At 74.6% G+C, this 17,887-nt stretch carries 11 protein-coding genes; 6 read left to right on the top strand and 5 right to left on the bottom strand.

Annotated elements, in window-relative coordinates; genetic code table 11:
• Positions 1-7: 7 nt before the first annotated feature.
• From ACRAKJ_RS23930 to ACRAKJ_RS23920, 3 genes are all read right to left on the bottom strand, one after another.
• Positions 8-7,666 (bottom strand): amino acid adenylation domain-containing protein, encoded by a 7,659-nt coding sequence (locus ACRAKJ_RS23930; protein ID WP_438922074.1) that lies wholly within the window; start codon positions 7,664-7,666, stop codon positions 8-10.
• Between the two features lie 80 nt (positions 7,667-7,746).
• Positions 7,747-9,021 carry a serine hydrolase gene (locus ACRAKJ_RS23925; RefSeq protein ID WP_438922073.1) on the bottom strand — a complete coding sequence of 425 codons (1,275 nt, stop codon included), beginning with the start codon at positions 9,019-9,021 and terminating at the stop codon, positions 7,747-7,749.
• 358 nt (positions 9,022-9,379) lie between these two features.
• Positions 9,380-9,958, bottom strand: coding sequence for an ABATE domain-containing protein (locus ACRAKJ_RS23920; protein ID WP_438922072.1), 579 nt, complete (start codon positions 9,956-9,958; stop codon positions 9,380-9,382).
• Between the two features lie 85 nt (positions 9,959-10,043).
• Between ACRAKJ_RS23920 and ACRAKJ_RS23915 the strand changes: the two genes are divergently transcribed.
• Positions 10,044-10,736, top strand: coding sequence for an MOSC domain-containing protein (locus tag ACRAKJ_RS23915; protein WP_438922071.1), 693 nt, complete (start codon positions 10,044-10,046; stop codon positions 10,734-10,736).
• Here ACRAKJ_RS23915 and ACRAKJ_RS23910 read toward each other — a convergent pair.
• Positions 10,733-11,347, bottom strand: a complete 615-nt coding sequence (locus ACRAKJ_RS23910) for a GTP pyrophosphokinase (RefSeq protein WP_438922070.1) — start codon at positions 11,345-11,347, stop codon at positions 10,733-10,735. The two genes, ACRAKJ_RS23915 and ACRAKJ_RS23910, sit on opposite strands and share 4 nt — an antisense overlap.
• A gap of 175 nt (positions 11,348-11,522) precedes the next feature.
• Between ACRAKJ_RS23910 and ACRAKJ_RS23905 the strand changes: the two genes are divergently transcribed.
• Positions 11,523-12,368 carry an EamA family transporter gene (locus ACRAKJ_RS23905; protein ID WP_438922069.1) on the top strand — a complete coding sequence of 282 codons (846 nt, stop codon included), beginning with the start codon at positions 11,523-11,525 and terminating at the stop codon, positions 12,366-12,368.
• 31 nt (positions 12,369-12,399) lie between these two features.
• On the opposite strand, the gene ACRAKJ_RS23900 is transcribed toward ACRAKJ_RS23905, so the two are convergent.
• On the bottom strand, positions 12,400-13,299 hold the full coding sequence (locus tag ACRAKJ_RS23900; protein ID WP_438922068.1) for an SRPBCC family protein: 900 nt from the start codon (positions 13,297-13,299) through the stop codon (positions 12,400-12,402).
• 141 nt (positions 13,300-13,440) lie between these two features.
• On the opposite strand from ACRAKJ_RS23900, the gene ACRAKJ_RS23895 reads away from it, so the two are divergent.
• The 4 genes from ACRAKJ_RS23895 to ACRAKJ_RS23880 are packed head-to-tail and all read left to right on the top strand — an operon-like array spanning position 13,441 to position 17,877.
• Positions 13,441-14,511, top strand: coding sequence for a hypothetical protein (locus tag ACRAKJ_RS23895; protein ID WP_438922067.1), 1,071 nt, complete (start codon positions 13,441-13,443; stop codon positions 14,509-14,511).
• Positions 14,508-15,659, top strand: coding sequence for a toxic anion resistance protein (locus ACRAKJ_RS23890; RefSeq protein WP_438922066.1), 1,152 nt, complete (start codon positions 14,508-14,510; stop codon positions 15,657-15,659). The genes ACRAKJ_RS23895 and ACRAKJ_RS23890 overlap by 4 nt, the downstream gene beginning before the upstream one ends.
• Positions 15,656-17,284: a VWA domain-containing protein gene (locus ACRAKJ_RS23885; RefSeq protein WP_438922065.1), complete on the top strand. Its 1,629-nt coding sequence runs from the start codon at positions 15,656-15,658 to the stop codon at positions 17,282-17,284. Before ACRAKJ_RS23890 ends, ACRAKJ_RS23885 begins: the two co-directional genes overlap by 4 nt.
• Positions 17,281-17,877, top strand: a complete 597-nt coding sequence (locus ACRAKJ_RS23880) for a hypothetical protein (protein WP_438922064.1) — start codon at positions 17,281-17,283, stop codon at positions 17,875-17,877. Before ACRAKJ_RS23885 ends, ACRAKJ_RS23880 begins: the two co-directional genes overlap by 4 nt.
• Positions 17,878-17,887 lie beyond the last annotated feature (10 nt).

Below are 17,887 nucleotides of genomic sequence, written 5' to 3'. Positions count from 1 at the left end.
CTGGCGGTCACGCTTCCGTCTCTGCGAGGGCTTCGAGGTCCGCCAGCACCAGGTCCTCGACCAGGTCGGCGAGGGAGGCCACGGTGCGGGCGGTGAGGACGTCGCGCGGGGAGAGGTCGACGCCGAACGCCGCCTTGGTCCGGGACGTGATGTGCAAGCTGCGGATGGAGTCGCCGCCGAGGGCGAAGAACCCGTCCTCCACGCCGACGCGCTCGACGCCCAGGACGTCGGCCCAGATCGCCGCGATGGCCTCTTCGGTCTCGGTGCGGGGGGCGACGTAGGCCCCGGAGGTGACCGCGTCGCGCTCGGGCGCGGGGAGCGCGACGCGGTCGAGCTTGCCGTTGGCGTTCAGCGGCAGGCTTTCCAGTGCGACGAACGCCGCGGGGACCATGTAGTCGGGCAGGACACTGGCCGTGTGGTCGCGCAACTCCGATGCCGTCGTCGGCTTGTCCGGCACGTAGTACGCCACCAAGCGGTGCTCGTTCGCCACTACAACGACCTGGGAGACGGCAGGATGCGCCCCCAGGACGGATTCGACCTCGCCGAGTTCGATGCGGAAGCCGCGGATCTTGACCTGTTGGTCGGCTCGGCCCAGGTAATGCAGGACGCCGTCACCCCATCGGGCGAGGTCGCCGCTGCGGTACATGCGGGTGCCGGGTGCGCCGAACGGGTTCGCGACGAAGCGGGACGCGGTGAGGCCGGGGCGTCGGAAGTAGCCCCTGGCCAGGCCGGGGCCGGCGACGTACATCTCGCCGGGCACGTTGGGCGGGACGGGGTTGAGGTCTTCGTCGAGGACGTAGATGCGCAGGTCGGGCATCGCCACGCCGATGCTGCCGTCCGCCTCCGTGTAGGTGACGTGCACGGTGGTCTCGGTGATGCCGTACATGTTGATCAGCGCGCCGGGGCCGTCCCAGCCCTCCAGCTTGTGCATGTCCAGCGCCTCGCCGGCGAAGATGACGCACCGCAGGCTCAGCCCGGTCGGCTTCTCGGGGATGAGCTGGTAGAACGCCGAGGGCGTCTGGCTGAGGATGGTGACGCCCTCGTCGGCGAGCAGCTTGGCGAAGTCGCGCGGCGAGCGGGACACCGCGTGCGGCACCACGACGAGCCGGCCGCCGTGCAGCAGCGCGGCCCACAGCTCGAACACCGACACGTCGAAGGCGTAGCTGTGGAACAGCGACACCACGTCGTCCGGCCCGAGGCCGAACCAGTGGTCGGTGGCGGAGAACAGGCGCACCACGTTGCCGTGCGGGATCACCACGCCCTTGGGCCGTCCGGTCGAACCGGAGGTGTAGATGACGTACGCCGCGTTGTCCGGGCGCAGCGGGACCTCCGGCGCGGTGGCCGGATAGGCGGTGAGATCGGGCAGCTCGGACAGGGTGGCCACGGGCTGCGCGTCGGCGATCGTTGCGGTGATCCGCTCGGGCGGGTAGACGGGGTCGAGCGGCAGGTAGGCCGCGCCGGACTTGAGCACGCCCAGCACGGCGACGACGAGGTCGAGCGAGCGGGGGAACAGCAGCGCCACCATCTGCTCCGGCGCCGCGCCCAGCGACACCAGGTGGTGCGCCAGCCGGTTGGACCGCTCGTCCAGCTCGCGGTAGGTCAGCGCGGCGCCCTCGCAGGTCACCGCCACCGCCTCGGGCGTGCGGGCGGCCTGGGCGGCGAACAACCCGGGGATCGTCGCGTCCGGCTCGCTCACCACCGAGCCGTTCCAGTCCACCAGCACCTGGTCGACCTCGGCCTGCGACAGCCACGGCACCCGGCCCAGCGCCCGATCGGGGTCGGCGACCAGCTCGACCAGCAGCCGGCGCAGCCGCTCGCCCAGCCGCTCCACCGTGCCCGCGTCGAACATCGCCGGCTCGTAGCCCAGCAGCAGGCCCAGCCGCTCGCGCGGGTAGACGGTGGCGCTGAGCGGGAAGCTCGTCGTCTCCACGGCCGACAGCTCGCGCAGGCCCATGTCCCCGGCCAGCTCGACCGGGTAGTTCTCGAACACCACGACGCTGTCGAACAGGTTCACGCCGCGCTCGACGCCGCTCCAGCCCTGGAGGCTGGTCAGCGGCACGTGCTCGAACCGCCGCGACTCGACCTGGGCGTCCTGGAGGGCGCGCAGCCAGTCGGCGACCGGCGCGGTCCCGTCCAGCTCGACCCGCACCGGCAGGGTGTTGATGAAGATGCCGGTGATGGAGTCGACGTCGGGCAGGTCCGCGGGACGGCCGGACACGGTCGCGCCGAAGCACACGTCCCGCCGGCCGCTGGAGCGGCCCAGCAGCAGCGCCCACGCGCCCTGCACGATCGCGCTCGGCGTGAGCCGGTGCTCGCGGGCGAACTCGTAGAGCCGCGCGGACTCCTCCTCGTCCAGCTCGACCGACAGCCGCTCCGACGACGTGCCGTGCGCGGCCGGCCGGTCGGCGGGCAGCGGGGTGGGGGAGTCGAACGACCCGAGCACGCCCCGCCAGTGCGCCTCGGCCGCCGCGCCGTCCTGCTCGGCCAGCCACGCCGCGTAGTCGCGGAACGGCCGCCGCTCGGGCAGCTCGCCGCGCGCCAGCACGTCGGACAGCACGTGGAAGACGCTCCAGCCGTCCAGCAGCACGTGGTGGAACGTCCACAGCACCTGCACGCTGGTGTCCGAGACCCGGGCGACCGCCAAGCGCATCAGCGGCGCGACGGCCAGGTCGATGCCCTCCTCGCGGTCCAGCGCCAGCAGGTCGCGCAGCCGGGCGGCGCGGTCCTCCTCGCCCAGGCCCCGCCAGTCGAGGAACGTGAACGGCACGCGCGCCTCGGCGTGCACCACCTGGAGCGGTTCGGGCACGTCCTCCCACAGCACCGAGCTGCGCAGCACCGGCGTCCGGTCGACCACGCGCTGCCAGGAACGGGCGAACTCCCGCGGGTCGGTCACGCCGTCCACGACGAACGTGGTCTGCTGGAAGTACACGCCCTTCTCGCCCAGGCCGTGGAACACCATGCCCGCCTGCATCGGCGTGAGCGGGTAGGCGTCCTCGCCGGGGAGCCGGTCCACCTGCTCCTGGGTGAGCCGCACCAGCGGGAAGTCCGACGGGGTGCGGCCACCCGCGCCGGGGGCGGCGCAGTGCGCGACGACGGCGCGCAGGTTCGCCGCGAAGTCCTCGACGAGGCGGGTGGCGGTCGCGTCGTCGTGCAGCTCCGCGCTGTAGTGGACGGTGAACTCCAACCGGTCGTCGCGGACCTGGCCGACCACGTCCAGCTGGTGCGGCCGGGGCGCGTCGGGGTCGGCGGACAGGTCGAGGTCGCGCTGGTCGGCGTCGAAGCGGCCCAGGTAGTTGAAGCTCACCGCGGGCGTGCACGCGGGCGCGGTGCGGGCCAGGTGCCGCAGGGCGCCGTAGCCGATGCCGCGCCGGGGCACGGCCCGCAGCTGCTCCTTGACCGACTTGAGCGCCTCGCCCCAGTCCCCGGCGTCCGGGGCGGGGAGGTCGAGCGCCACCGGGAACACGGTGGTGAACCAGCCGACCGTGCGGGACAGGTCGACGTCGTCGAACAGCTCCTCGCGGCCGTGGCCCTCCAGGTCCACCAGCACCCGCGACCGGCCGGTCCAGTCGGCCAGCGCCCGGCCGAGCGCGGTCAGCAGCACGTCGTTGACCTGGGTGCGGTACGCGCCGGGCACGTCGCGCAGCAGCGCGGCGGTCTCCTCGGCGGTCAGCCGCACGGTGGCCTCGCGCTGCGAGGCGGTGGTGTTCGCGCCGTCCCGGTCCAGCGGGACGTCACCGGGCGTGGCGGCCACCGCGGTCCAGTGCGCCAGCTCGTCGGCGAACCCGTGCGGCGCGTGCTCGGCGAGCTTCCTCGCCCAGTCCTTGAACGAGGTGGTCTTGCGCCCGATGCGCACGGGCTGCCCGGCCAGCGCCTGCCGGTGCGCGGTGGCCAGGTCCTCCACCAGCACGCGCCAGGACACGCCGTCCACCACCAGGTGGTGCGCGGTCAGCCGGACCGACCGGTCGTCCAGCACCTCGGCGCGCAGCAGCGGGCCGCGGGTGAGGTCGAAGCCGTCGAGCGCGAGCGGGTCGACGTCCTCGACGGGCCCGACGACCTGCCGGTCGCCCTCGAATCGGGTGCGCAGCGCGTCGTGGTGCTCGACGAGCGCCTTCAGCGCGGTGCGCAGGGCGGTCGGGTCGAGGTCGTCCACGTCCACGACCACGGACTGGTCGAAGTGCTCCGGCCGGGTGGTCTGGTGCTCCAGGAACCACCGCTGGATCGGGGTGAGCGGCGCGTCGCCGGTGACGACGCCCTGGTCGGCGGCGGGCGGCAGGTCGCGGGTGACGTGCGGCGCGATGGCCGCGACCGTCTGGTGGGCGAAGATGTCCCGCGAGGTCAGCACGAGGCCGGCCCGCCGCGCCCTGGTCACCACCTGGATGCCCAGGATCGAGTCGCCGCCCAGGGCGAAGAAGTTGTCCCGCACGCCGACCCGCGCCGCGCCGAGCACCTCGGCGAAGATCCCGGCCAGCACGGCCTCCACCGGCGTGCGCGGCGCCACGTACCGGGTGGCCTCCCGGCCGGTCGTCGGCGCGGGCAGCGCGGTCCGGTCGAGGCGGTCGAGGCCGACGAACACCTCGGGCACGGCGTGGCCGGGCAGCACCTGCTCCAGCAGGCCGCGCAGCGAGGCGGGCGCGACCGGGGGCGCGGTGTAGGCGACCAACCGCCGGTCGCGCACGACCACGGCCGCGTCGGTCACCCCGTCGTGCCGCAGCAGCGCCCGCTCGACCTCGGCGAGGTCGACCCGCACGCCCCTGATCCGCACGCCGTCGTCGTCCGCCTCGGCCAGGTCCACCAGGCCGTGCAGCGGCCGGTCGGGGTCCTCCACCACCAGGCGCAGCAGCGCGTCCAGGTCGTCGGCGAGCGCCCCGATCGTGGCCTCGTCGAACAGGTCGGTGTTGTACTCGACCGTCAGCGCCAGCCCGTCCTCGCGCGGCCAGAACTCGACCACCAGGTCGAACCGGGCCACCGGGCGGGGCAGGTCGTGCTCGGCGACGGTCAGGTCGCCGAACGCCGCGTCGCGCACCAGCGGCTGGTGCAGCGCCACCACGGTCTGCACGAGGGGCGTGCGGCTCGGGTCGGGGTCGGGGCGCAGCGCCTCCACGACCCGGTCGAACGGCACGTCGTCGTGCGCGAACGCGGCCAGCGCGGTGTCGCGCACCCGGTCGAGGAACGAGGTGAACGGCAGGTCCGGGTCGACCCACGAGCGCAGCACCAGGGTGCGGACGAAGAAGCCGACGGCGCGTTCCAGGTCGGCGCGGTCGCGGCCGGAGCTGACCGTGCCGACGGCGACGTCCCGCTGCCCGGTGCGCGCCGACAGCAGCAGCTGCACCGCGGCGGTGAGCGTCATGAACAGGGTCGCGTCGTGCGCGCGGCCCACGCCGGTCAGCCGCTCCACCAGGTCGGCGGGCAGCGGTCGGCGCAGCACCGCGCCGGCGGTCGTGCGCAGCGCCGGCCGGGGCCGGTCGGTGGGCAGGTCCAGCGCCTCCAGGTCGGCCAGCTGCTCGCGCCAGTACGCCAGGTCGCCCTCGGGGTTGCCGCGGGCCCACACCGCGAAGTCGGGGTACTGCACGGCGGGCTCGGCGGGGGAGCCGCCCGCGTACAGCTCGGCCAGCTCCTCGACGAGCACCTGCACCGACCAGCCGTCGGTGACGACGTGGTGCTGCACGAGGACGAGCAGGTGCTCGTCGCGGCCGACCGGCGCGAGCACCGCGCGGGTCAGCGGGCCCCGGCGCAGGTCGAACGGTTCGTCCAGGCCCAGGTCGCCGATCGGGGTGGGCAGCACGCGCAGCGGGATCGTGCCGTGCGGGGCGACGACCTGCACCGGCTCGTCGCCGACGACGTCGAACGTGGTGCGCAGCGCGTCGTGCCTGCGGGCCAGCGCGTCCAGGGCGGCGGCCAGGCGCGGCACGTCGAGCCGCCCGGTCAGGCGCAGGCCCACGGCGGTGTTCTGCTCGGCGGTGCCGTCCAGCGAGAACAGCCGGCGCTGCGCGGGGGACAGCGGCAGCGGCTGCCCGCGCGGCACGCGGGGGATGGGCGCGCCCTCCTGCTCGGGCAGGACCTCGGCGAGCGCGGCGACCGTGCGGTGGTCGAACATCGCGCGCACCGGCAGGCCGCCCAGCCTGCCCAGGGCCCGGACCGCGAGGATGGAGTCGCCGCCCAGGGCGAAGAAATCGTCGAGCGCGCCGACCAGCGGCGCGCCCAACACGTCCGACCACACCTCGGCGACTCTGCGCTCGGCGGCCGTGCGGGGCTCCACGAAGCCCTCGGGGGTCTCGCCGACCACCGGCGCGGGCAGCGCGGAGCGGTCCAGCTTGCCGTTGGGGCTCAACGGGAACGCGTCGAGCGCGACGAACGCCGACGGCACCAGGTAGTCGGGCAGGGTGGCGGCCAGGTGCCCGCGCAGCCCGTCCGTGCCCCGGCCCACCACGTAGGCGACCAGCCGCTTGGGCTCGTCGCGCGCCACGACCAGGGCCTGGTCGACGTCCGGGTGCTCCAGCAGCAGGGCCTCGACCTCGCCGGGCTCGACCCGGAAACCGCGGATCTTCACCTGGTGGTCGACGCGGCCGACGAACTCCAGCTGGCCGTCGTCGCGGGTGCGGACCACGTCGCCGGTGCGGTACATGCGCGCGCCGGGGGCGCCGAACGGGTCGGCGACGAACCGCTGCGCGGTCAGGCCGGGTCGGCCGAGGTAGCCGCGGGCCAGGCCGAGGCCCGTCACGTACAGCTCGCCCTGCGCGGCGGGTCTCAGCTCGTCGTCCAGCACGCGCACCTCGGTGCCCGGGACGGGCCGGCCGATCGGCGGCGTGCCACCGGGCACGAGCGGTTCGCTCCACGAGGTGACCACGGTGGACTCGGTCGGCCCGTAGGCGTTGATCATGCGGCGGCCCGGCGCCCACCTGGCCACCAGCTCGGCCGAGCTGGCGTCGCCGCCGACGATCACGGTGCGGAACGTCGGCAGCGGGCGCACCGGCACGGTGGCCAGCGCGACCGGCGGGATGAGCGCGTGCGTGACGCCGAACTCCTCGACGACGTCGGCGAGCTGGTCGCCCAGCAGCGGCCCCGGCGGCGGCACGACGAGCGCCGCGCCCGCGGGCAGGGCCATGCACAGCTCCAGCACGGAGGCGTCGAAGCTGGGGGAGGAGAACTGGAGCACCCGGTCGCCCGGCCGCACCTCGAAGTGCTCGACCTCGGCGGCGGCGAACGCGGGCAGGCCGCGGTGGGTGACCACGACGCCCTTGGGGCGGCCGGTGGAACCGGAGGTGTAGATGACGTAGGCCGGGTCGTCCGGCCGGATGTCCACGCCGGGGTCGGTGGCGGGCTGGTCCGCCGCGTCCACCGGCCCGTCCAGCACGAGCAGCGGGTCCGCGTCGGACACCATGAACGCGATCCGGTCGGCCGGGTAGGCCGGGTCGACCGGGAGGTAGGCGGCCCCGGACTTGAGCACCGCGAGCCGGGCCACCACGTTGTCCACCGAGCGGGGCAGCTGGACGGCCACCACCCGTTCTCGGCGTGCGCCCTTCGCGATCAGCAGGTGCGCCAGCCGGTTGGCCCGCTCGTCGAGCTCCCGGTAGCTCACCTCGCCCTCGGCCGACACGACCGCCGCCGCGTCGGGTGTGCGTTGTGCCTGCGCGGCCACCAACGCCGGCAGGGTGTGGGCGTGCGTCATCGCGAAAGGTGCCTTTCTGGTTCGGCAGCGGGAACCGGGTCGCGCCCTACCCGGTTCTGGGAAAGTTCAAACGTGATTTGTCAGACCATTTCCGAGACCTGTCGGAGGGCGAGGCGCCCGCCGATCTGGATCCACCGGATGTCGCCGTCGCCGGGGTCCCGCAGGAAACGGCCGGTCTGGTTGGTGTCGCCGGTGTCGGAATCACGCATGGCGAACACCAGGCCGTCGAACAAGGACAGGTCCGCGAACGGCTCGCCGTCCACGGTGAGCGCCAGCCGCTCCCGGCCCAGGGGGCGCACGGCGTATTCGACATCGCCGTTGCGGAACCTCCCGGTGCAGTCCGGAGGGGGTGCGATGCGCCGGTCCAGGCCGCGCATTCCGTCGTAGTCGCCCACCGGCAGGCCGGCGTCGGCCAATACCGGGACCAGGTCGCGCCACAGGGCGAAGCCGGGGCCCGCGTTCGAGGTCAGGGCGACCGTCGTGCCGTCCTCGGGGTTGATCCGCAGGTGGCACGAGGTGCCGTCGGCGGTGCCGTCGTGGCCGACCCAGCGGACCCCGTCGCGCTGGAACAGCGCGAGGCCCAGGCCCCAGCCGTCGGCCATGCCGAACGGCTCGGCGTGCCGCACCGGCGTGCGCATGAGGTCGAGGTCGTGCGGGTCCACCAGGTGCGGCGCCGACCCGCCGAGCATCCGGCCGAGGGCCACCAGGTCGGTGGCGCTGGCGGCCAGCGCGCCCGCGGGCGCGTCGACCAGGGCCAGCGACTGCTCGACCGGCACGGCCCGCCCGGTGTCCGCGTTGACCGCGTGGCCGGGGACCACGCCGACGCCCGCGCCGGGGCCGGTGGTGAACCGGGCCGGCACGCCGAGCGGGTGCAGCAGCACCGCGTCCATGGCCTCCCACCAGGTCATCCCGGTGGCGACCTCGATCAGGTGGCCCACCAGGGAGTAGCCGACGTTGGAGTAGGAGAAGCCCTCGCCGGGCCGGTGCAGCGGGTCGAGGTCGCGCAGCGCCTGCTCGACGTGGCGGCGCAGCGACGTCGACCGGACGTCCTCCGGGTCCGACGGCAGCCCGCCCGTGTGGCTGAGCAGGTGCCGCAGGGTCAGTTCGCCCGAGACGGTCGGGAGGTGGTCGGACAGCGGCGCGTCGAGTTCCAGGTCGCCGTCGGAGACGAGCGCCATGGCGACGGTCGCGGTGAACGTCTTGGTGATCGAGCCGATGGGTACGGCGGCGTCGGCGGGGAGGCCGACCTCGTGCGTCCAGGTCCGGCCGTTCTGGTGCACGGCCAGCTGCGCGCCCGGCACGCGGTGGGCGCGGACGAGGTCGGCTAATCGGGTCGCGATCGTGTTCGTGTCCATCCTGGTCCCTCTTGGAAATGAGCCGATGTGGCTGCGGACCTAACGGTGGCTGTTGCTGAGGGGTGGTCGCGACCGCCGAACGGAGCATTTCCAGAATGTAGATTCCCTATTTTTGCGAAACCAGCCCCGGGGTCGGGGAAAGGCGTGTCCCAGTTCACTCGATCGGCAGGTTTGGACCGGCTGGTCTCGTAAGTACGCGCAGTACGCGAGGGTTATTCGCACTCGCCTGGCAAGGCTTGCGCTAAGGCGTACCGTTGGTCATCGGCAGGACGTCGAATGTTCATTGTGATCCATTCGACGGACTTCCGAAAGAATTTCATGGACACCCGTAACCCCGGGCTCCGGAAGTCGTTTGGCGCTACCCGCTCGTAGCCGCCGAAGCGCGCCGGTAGTGCCGGGCCGCGCGGGCCCGGTTGCCGCACCCGGTGGAGCACCACTCGCGCCTGGGGTGGTCCTTGGCGAAGTACAGGACGCAGCCGGGCGCGCGGCAGGCGCGCAGCAGCGCGCGGCCGTCCCCGGTGACCAGGTCGACGGTCTCGGCGGCGGTGGCGGCCAGCTCGGCGAGCACCGGTCGGGCGGTCGTCGTGGAGGTCCGCCGCCACCGCCCGCCCGAGACGTCGAGCTGCGGCCGGGTGTCCGCCCGGGTCGCCGCGCGGTTCACCGCGGCCGCGGCCCGCCCGACGTCGGCGTCCCGGGCGGCCGACCGGGTGTCGTCGGTCAGCGCGGCGAAGAGGTCCCGCACGGCCGCGCGCAGCTCGCGGAACGCGGCGAGGTCGGCCTCGGTGACGTCCGCCGCGGTGAGCGCCGGACCGTCGCCGCCGTTCCCGTCCAGCCAGGCGACGAGGTCGGCCGCGGTCGTCAGGTGGTCGCGCACGGTCGAGCGGTCCCGGCGGAGGGTGTTGGCCAGGCGGATCGGGCGCGGCTCGGCGGGCGGCACGCCTCTCACGCTAACACGGGCTTGCATCCGTTAGGAGATGGTTCTAACGTTCAAGGGACCTTGTGAACGTTAGAAAGAGGTCGCCATGCACGTCGAGGCGCTGTGGCGCTACCCCGTGAAGTCCCTCGGCGGCGAGCGGATCGCCACCGCCGAGCTGACCGACGACGGCGTGGCGGGCGACCGGCTCGTGCACGTCAGCGGCGGCCGGGTGCCGCTCACCGGCCGCACCCGGCACGGCCTGCTCACCATCCCCGCCTCCACCGGTCCCGACGGCACGCCGCTCGTCGCCGGCCACCGCTGGGACGGCCCGGAGGCCGCCGCGCTGGTCGAGCCCTTCGGCGGCCGGCTCGTCCGCTACCCGGGACCCGAGCGGTTCGACGTGCTCAACCTCCTCGTCGCCACCGACGGCGCGGTCGCGTCGTGGGGCTCGGACGTGCGGCGGCTGCGGCCCAACCTGCTGCTCGGCGGGGTCGGCCCGGACGACGAACGCGGCTGGCCCGGTCACGCCCTCGTCATCGGGGACGCCGTCATCGGCGTGTACTCGGTGCGCGGGCGGTGCATCGTCACGTCGATCGACCCCGACAGCGGCGCGCAGGACCTCGACGTGTTCCGCCGCATCCGCACCGACTTCGACGGCCGGCTGGCGCTCAACTGCTGGGTCGTCCGGCCGGGGGAGGTCCGCGAGGGCGACCGCGTCGAGCTGGTGCCCACCGACGAGCTGCCCGACCGCGTCGGCGGCTGGATCACCGGCGCGCCGTACCTGCTCCCGGGCGGCTAGTCGCGCTGAACCTCCAGGTGCAGCGCCTCCATCCGGGCGTCCAGCTCGGCGGCGATGGCGGCGGTGTTCGTCAGCTCCTCGACGAAACCCGCGGGCACCTGGTCGTCGTACTTGTAGTACAGCTTGTGCTCCAGGGTGGCCCAGAAGTCCATGGCGATGGTCCGCAGCTGCACCTCCACCTTCACGTGCTCCACCCGGTCGGACAGGAACACCGGGATGCGCACGATCAGGTGCAGGCTGCGGTACCCGTTGGGCTTGGGCGCGGCGATGTAGTCCTTGGTCTTGAGGATCTCCACGTCGTTCTGCCGCGCCAGCATGTCCCGCACGCGGTACACGTCGGACACGAAGGGGCACACCACGCGCACGCCCGCCACGTCGTCCAGGTGCTCGGCGGCGAGCGACAGGTCCGGCGGCAACCCCTTGCGCGCCAGCTTGTCGAGGATCGCCTCCAGCCGCTTCACGCGGTGCGTCACGTGCTCGATCGGGTCGTGGCGGTGGACGAGGTCGAACTCCTCGCTGAGGATGCGGAGCTTCGTCATGAGCTCGTCCACCGCGAACTTGTAGACCACGAGAGACCGCCGCAGCAGGTCATCCGCTACGCCGACGTCCATGATCCCCAGGGTACCGCCGCTCCCGTCGGCTACGATCCCCGGCGTGGACACCCACTGGCACGTGGTCCTCCCGCCGCCGGGCGCCTGACGGGCGCTCCCGCGGTAGCCACACCCACGCCTGCTCGCGCTCGCGCCCGTTCGCGCCCTTTTCCCCTCCTCCGCGAACGGAGACCCCGTGTCGACCTCTGCCGTGCGAACACGTCCCCGGCCGTCCCTCGGCCCGCTGCCCATCCTCGCCGCGTGCGCCCTGTGGGGCACCACCGGCACGGCCGCTTCCCTGGCGCCGGCCTCCGCGCCGGCCGCCGCGGTCGGCGCCGCCGGCCTGGTGCTCGGCGGCCTGCTGCTGTTCCTCACCGCCCGCGGCGCCCGCACCGTGCTGCGCACCGCCGACCGCCGGCTGCTCCTGCTCGGGTCGGTGACGGTGGCCGGGTACGCGCTCGCGTTCTACCCGGCCGTGGAGCGCACCGGCGTGGCGGTGGCCACCACCGCGGCGCTGGCGACCGCGCCGATCGTGCTCGGCCTGCGGGCCAGGCCGGTCACCACGCTGACCGCCGTCGCCGGGTGCGCGGTGCTCGTCCTGGGCGGCGGCGAGTCGCGCGTCGACCTCGTCGGCGTCGGGCTGGCGCTGCTCGCGGGCCTGTCGTACGCCGCGTACTCGGTCGTCTGCGCCCACCTGATCGCCCTCGGCCACCCGTCGCGGGACGTCGTGGGCGCGGTGTTCGGCGGCGCGTCGGCGCTGACCCTGCCGGTGCTGCTCGTGCTCGGCGTCGGCTGGGTGGGCACCGCGCAGGGCGCGGCGGTGACCGCGCACCTGGCGGTGTTCACCACGTTCGCGGCCTACCTGCTGTTCGGCCTCGGCCTGCGGCACACGGGCGCGGCGGCGGCGACCACGCTGACCCTCGCCGAACCCGCCGTGGCGGCCGTGCTGGGCGTGGTCGTGCTCGGCGAACGCCTGCCGCTCGCGTCCTGGTGCGGCATGGGCGTGCTGGTGGTGGCGCTGGCGGTGCTCGCGCGCCGCTGAGCGGGCCGGTGGGCGGGCCGGCCGCCGCGGTTCACGACTCGGCCGCGGCGGCCAGCTCGTCCAGCTCGCGCCGCGCGCCGCGCAGCCCGACCGCCCTGCTCGCCAGCACGGCCGCGCGGAGCTTCCAGCCCGACCCCTCCACCAGGTAGCGGCAGGTGACCCGGGTACCGCCGGCGGCGGGCGCGAACGCGTACTCGATGCGGCTCGGCGCGGCGCTCCCGACCTCGGCCACGACCACGGTCAGGCGGTGCGGCCGGGCGAACTCCGCGTAGGACACCTCGGAGTCGACCTCCGCGCCCAGCACCCGCGAGGTCTGCCGGTAGCGGGTGCCCGGACCGGCCGGACCGGCGGTGATCGGCTCCACCCGGGTCACCGACGAGAACACCGCGACCGCCCGCGACGGGTCGGCGAGCAGGTCGAACACCGCCCCGGGCGCGGCGCGCACGTGCCGTTCGACGGTGAACGCCTCCACCGCCGGGGCCGCGGGTCCGGCGGCGGAGGCGATCACCAGGTGCTCGGCGAGCCGGTCGACGTCCCGGCGGAACCGCAGGTCGCTCACCTCGAAGGCGTTGCGCCGGACCAGCGGGCGCAGCACCTCCGGCAGGTCCCCCGCCGGGGGCAGCGCCGCGCCGGCCACCAGCACCGGCACCACGCGCAGGTCGCGGGCCAGCGCGCGTTCCACCTCCAGCCGCACGAAGTCCGCCGGGTCGTGCAGGCGGGGGGACGCCCACGTCCTGCCGATCACCGCCAGCAGCGCGTCGCACCGGGCCAGCGTCCGCTCGATGACCTCGGCGAAGTCCTCACCCGGCCCGATCGAGTCGACGTCCAGGAACACGTCGGCCTCGCCGAACCGCGCCGCCAGCGCGTCGTACAGCCGGCCCGCGTGACCGGAGCTGTCGTCGCGCCGGTAGCTGATGAAGATCGGAGGCACCCGCCCAGCTTGGCAGGTGCCGCCCGGGGGGAGACCGACGCCCAGCGTTCACCCACCGTTCGCCCGCGGACCACCGTTCCGCGCGTCAAAAGAGTCGCGCGAGGGGAGATACTCGCGCCGAGCACGTGGGGAGCACGACAGGTGAAGCGCCGGTTGTCCATCGGGTTGGCCGCGGTGCTGCTGGCCGCGGTCGTCGCGGTGGTGCTGCGGGATCGTCCGGACGAGGCCGCGGGACGGGGTGGGCTCACCACCGTCCGGGGCGTCATCGGGTCGGAGAAGCTCGCCTTCTTCCGCGACCCCAGGGTCGTCGAGCGGTTCGCCGCGCACGGGCTGTCGGTCGAGGTCGACACCGCCGGCTCCCGCCAGATCGCCACCTCGGTCGACCTCGGGGAGTACGCGTTCGCGTTCCCGTCGTCCTCGCCCGCCGCGCAGAGGATCCAGCGCGACCGGGGCACGACGACCGCCTACACGCCGTTCCAGTCGCCGATGGCCGTGGCGTCCTTCGAACCGGTCGTGCAGCTCCTGGAGGCCGCGGGCGCGGTCCGCCGGGGGCCGGGCGACTACCGGGTGCTCGACGTCGCGGAGGTGCTGGAGCTGGCCGGCACCCGCTGGGACCAGCTGCCCGGCAACACCGCCTACCCGGCGCGCCGCAACGTCCTGGTCACCACCACCAACCCGGCCGAGTCGAACTCGGCGGCCATGTACCTGTCGGCCGCCGCGTTCGTGGCCAACGGCAACGCCGCCGTCACCGGGCCCGAGCAGGAGGCGCGCGTGCTGCCGCTCGTCACCGGCCTGTTCCGCGGCCAGGGCTACACGCAGAACAGCACCGAGGGGCCGTTCGAGGACTACCTGTCCGCGGGCATGGGCAAGGCGCCGCTGGCCCTGGTCTACGAGTCGCAGTACCTCGACCGCGTGCTGCGCGGCGACGGGTCGATCCGCCCCGACATGCGCCTGCTCTACCTCGCGCCCACGGTGTACTCCAAGCACACCCTCGTACCGCTGGACGAGCGCGGCGACGAGGTCGGCCGGCTGCTGTCCACCGACGCCGCGCTGGGCGGGCTCGCCGCCGCGTTCGGCTTCCGCACCACCGACCCGGCGCACTTCGCCGGCGCGGTCGGCGACAAGGCGCCCGCCGACCTGGTGGACGTGGTCGAACCGCCCTCGTTCGAGGTGCTGGAACGGCTGCTCGACGCGGTCGGCTCGCCGTCGTGACCGACTTCGCGCTCACCGCGCCCGAGCCGGTGCCGCCCGTCCCCGCCGACCGCGCGGCCGGCCTGATCACCCTCGACGACGACACCCGCGCCGACGTCGCCCGCCGCGCCGACGGGTTCGCCGAGCGCCTGGGCGCGCTGGACGCGCGCTCACCGGCGTTCACCGCCGCGCTGGACGAGCTGCTCGCCGTCGGCGAGTCGGACATGCGCGCGGCGGCCGGCGTGGCGGGCGCCATGCTCGACCGCTCCGCCCGCGCCCTGCGCGACGGCTCGCCGCAGGCCGACGCCACCACCGGCCTCGCGGACCTGCGGCGCACGGTCGCCGAGCTGGACCCGGCCAGGCTGCCGATCACCGGGCGCAAGCTCGTCCGGCTGATCCCGGGCGCGAACGCGGCCAAGCGCGCCCTGGACCGCTACCGCGCGGCGGGCGAACCGGTGAACCGGCTCGTCGTGGAGCTGCGCACCCGGCAGGACGCGCTGCGCCGCGACAACGCCGCCGTCAAGGGCGAGCGCGAGCGGCTGTGGGCCGTCATGGGCCGACTGGCCGAGTCCGCCGCCGTCGCCGAGGCGGTCGACCGGGCCGTCGAGCGGCAGGCCGACGTGCTCGACCTGACCGACCCCGAGCGGGCGCGGGCGCTGCGCGCCGACGTGCTGCACCCGATCCGGCAGCGCCACCAGGACCTGCTCACCCAGCTCGCGGTGAGCGCGCAGGGCTACCTCGCGCTGGACCTGGTGCGGCGCACCAACGACGAGCTGGTGCGCGGCGTCGAGCGGGCGGTGTCCACCGCGGTCGCCGCGCTGCGGGTCGCCCTGCTGATCAGCGGCGCCCTGACCCACCAGCGGGACGTGCTGGACGAGGTCGACGCCGTGCGCGCCACCACCGACGGCCTGCTGCGCGCCAACGCCGACCTGCTCGACCTCCAGACCGCGCAGATCCGCCGGGCGGGCAGCGACCCGGCCGTCGCGGTGGAGGCGCTGCGCTCCTCGTTCGACCGGACCTACGCCGCGATCGACGCGGTCGACGGCTACCGGCTGGACGCGGTGCGCTCGATGGGGGCGACGGTCGAGTCGCTCTCGGGGGAGATCCGGCGCGCGGAAGCGCACCTGCGCCGGTCGCACGACACCGCGCTGGTCGAGGGGGACCGATGAGGACGCCGTACGCGCTCGTGCTCGTGCTGCTGCTGTCGGCGTGCACCAGCACGACCGACCGCGGCCCGGAGAACCCGCTGCTGCCCATAGGGCCGCCGGAGCCCGGTGTGCTGCGCGTGCTCGCGGGCAGCGAGCTGACCGACATGGGGGACGTCCTGGAACAGGCCGCGTCCGTGACCGGCGTCAGGGTCGAGTTCGAGTTCACCGGCACCCTGGAGGGCACCGAGGCGCTGGCCCGGGGCGAGGCCGACGGCAAGTACGACGCCGTGTGGTTCTCGTCCAACCGCTACCCGGCCGGCGTCCCCGAGGCGGCGAAGCGGCTCGGCGAGCAGGTCGAGGTGATGAGCTCCCCGGTCGTCCTCGGGCTGGCCGAGCCCAAGGCCCGCGAGCTGGGCTGGACCGACCGGCAGGTCGGCTGGGGCGAGATCGCCGAGGCCGCCGGGCGGCGCGCGTTCAGCTACGGCATGACCGACCCGTCCGCGTCCAACTCGGGGTTCTCCGCGCTGGTCGGCGTCGCCTCCGCCCTCGCGGACGCGGGCACCGCGGTGGACGCCGCGCAGATCGCCGCCGTCACGCCCCGCCTCAAGGAGTTCTTCTCCGCGCAGGCGCTGTCCGCCGGCTCGTCGGGGTGGCTGTGGCAGGCGTACCAGCGCCGCGCGACCGGCCAGGACCCCGGCGGGCGGGTCGACGGGCTGATCAACTACGAGTCCGTGCTGCTGTCGGTGAACTCGACCGGCGCGTCGCCCGACCGGTTCGCCGTCGTCCACCCGGTCGACGGCGTGGTGACCGCCGACTACCCGTTCACCCTGCTCGCCGACGCGAACGACGACGCGCGGGACGCCCACCGGCGGCTCACCGACCACCTGCGCACGCCCGACGCGCAGCGCCGGATCATGGAGACCACGCACCGCAGGCCCGTCGTGCCCGGCGTCGAGCTGTCCGCCGAGTTCACCCGGCGCGACCTGGTCGAGCTGCCGTTCCCCGCCGAGCAGGGCGCCGTCGACGCGCTCCTCGCCGCCTACTTCGACGAGATCCGGCGGCCCTCCCGCACCCTGTACGTGCTCGACACGTCCGGGTCGATGGCGGGCGACCGCATCGCGTCGCTGAGGTCCGCGCTGGTCGGCCTGACCGGGGCGGACGACTCGCTCACCGGCCGCTACCGGCGCTTCCGCAGCCGCGAGGAGGTGACGGTGCTGCCCTTCGACACGGCTCCCCGCGAACCGCGCACGTTCACCCTGCCCGAGGGGGACACGACGGCCGTGCTGGCCGAGATCGGGGCGTACGCGCGGGACCTGCGCGAGGGCGGCGGCACGGCCATCTACGACAGCCTGACCCACGCCTACCGCGTGATGGGCCCCCTGGTCGCCGCCGACCCCGACCGGTTCACCTCGATCGTGCTGATGACCGACGGCGAGAACACCGACGGCTCCGACCTCGCCGACTTCGAGGCGTCGTTCGCCGCGCTGCCCGAACAGCTGCGCGGCGTGCCGGTGTTCACCGTGCTCTTCGGCGAGGGCAGCAGCGACGAGCTGACCCGGGTCGCGTCGCTGACCGGCGGCACGGTGTTCGACGCCCGCGCGACCGACCTCGGCGGGGTGTTCCGCGAGATCCGCGGGTACCAGTGACCCGCTACCTCGGCTCCACCAAGAACCTCGTCGGCTGCCTGGCCGGCCTCGTCGGCGTGCTGCTGCACGTGACCGGCGTCGTCGGGTCGTGGTGGCTCGCGGTCGTCGCCGCCCTGTACGCGGTGGGCGCGCTGCTCGCCCCGCCGGAGAAGGTGGCCCTGGTGCGCGCGGACCCGACCGCCGAGGCCGGGCTGCTGCGCTCCGAGGTGGACGGACTGGTGCGCGCGGTGGACGAGCGGGCGTCACGGGTGCCCGCGCCCGCCGCCAGGGCCGTGCGCCGGATCGCCGCCGTGCTCGGCGACCTGCTCGACCGGCCCGCCGCCCTGGCCGCCGACCCGGACCTGCGGCACGCCGTGCTGCGGCTGGCGCGCACCGACCTGCCGCTGTCCGTGCAGACGTACCTGAACCTGCCGCGGTGGTACGCGGTGCGGCGCGGCGCGGGCGGCACGGACCCGGACGCCGAGCTGCTGGCGCAGCTGGAACTGCTGGAGGCCGAGGCGCACCGGCTCGCCGACCGGGTGTACGGGGCGGACGTCGACCGGCAGACCGACCACACCCGGTACCTGAGGGACCGCGGCGAGGACCGGCGCTAGGGTTCGCGGC

Source organism: Saccharothrix sp. DSM 118769, from assembly GCF_052936295.1.
The sequence above is the reverse complement of the archived record's forward strand: the minus strand, read 5'-3'. Positions and strand labels throughout refer to the sequence as shown.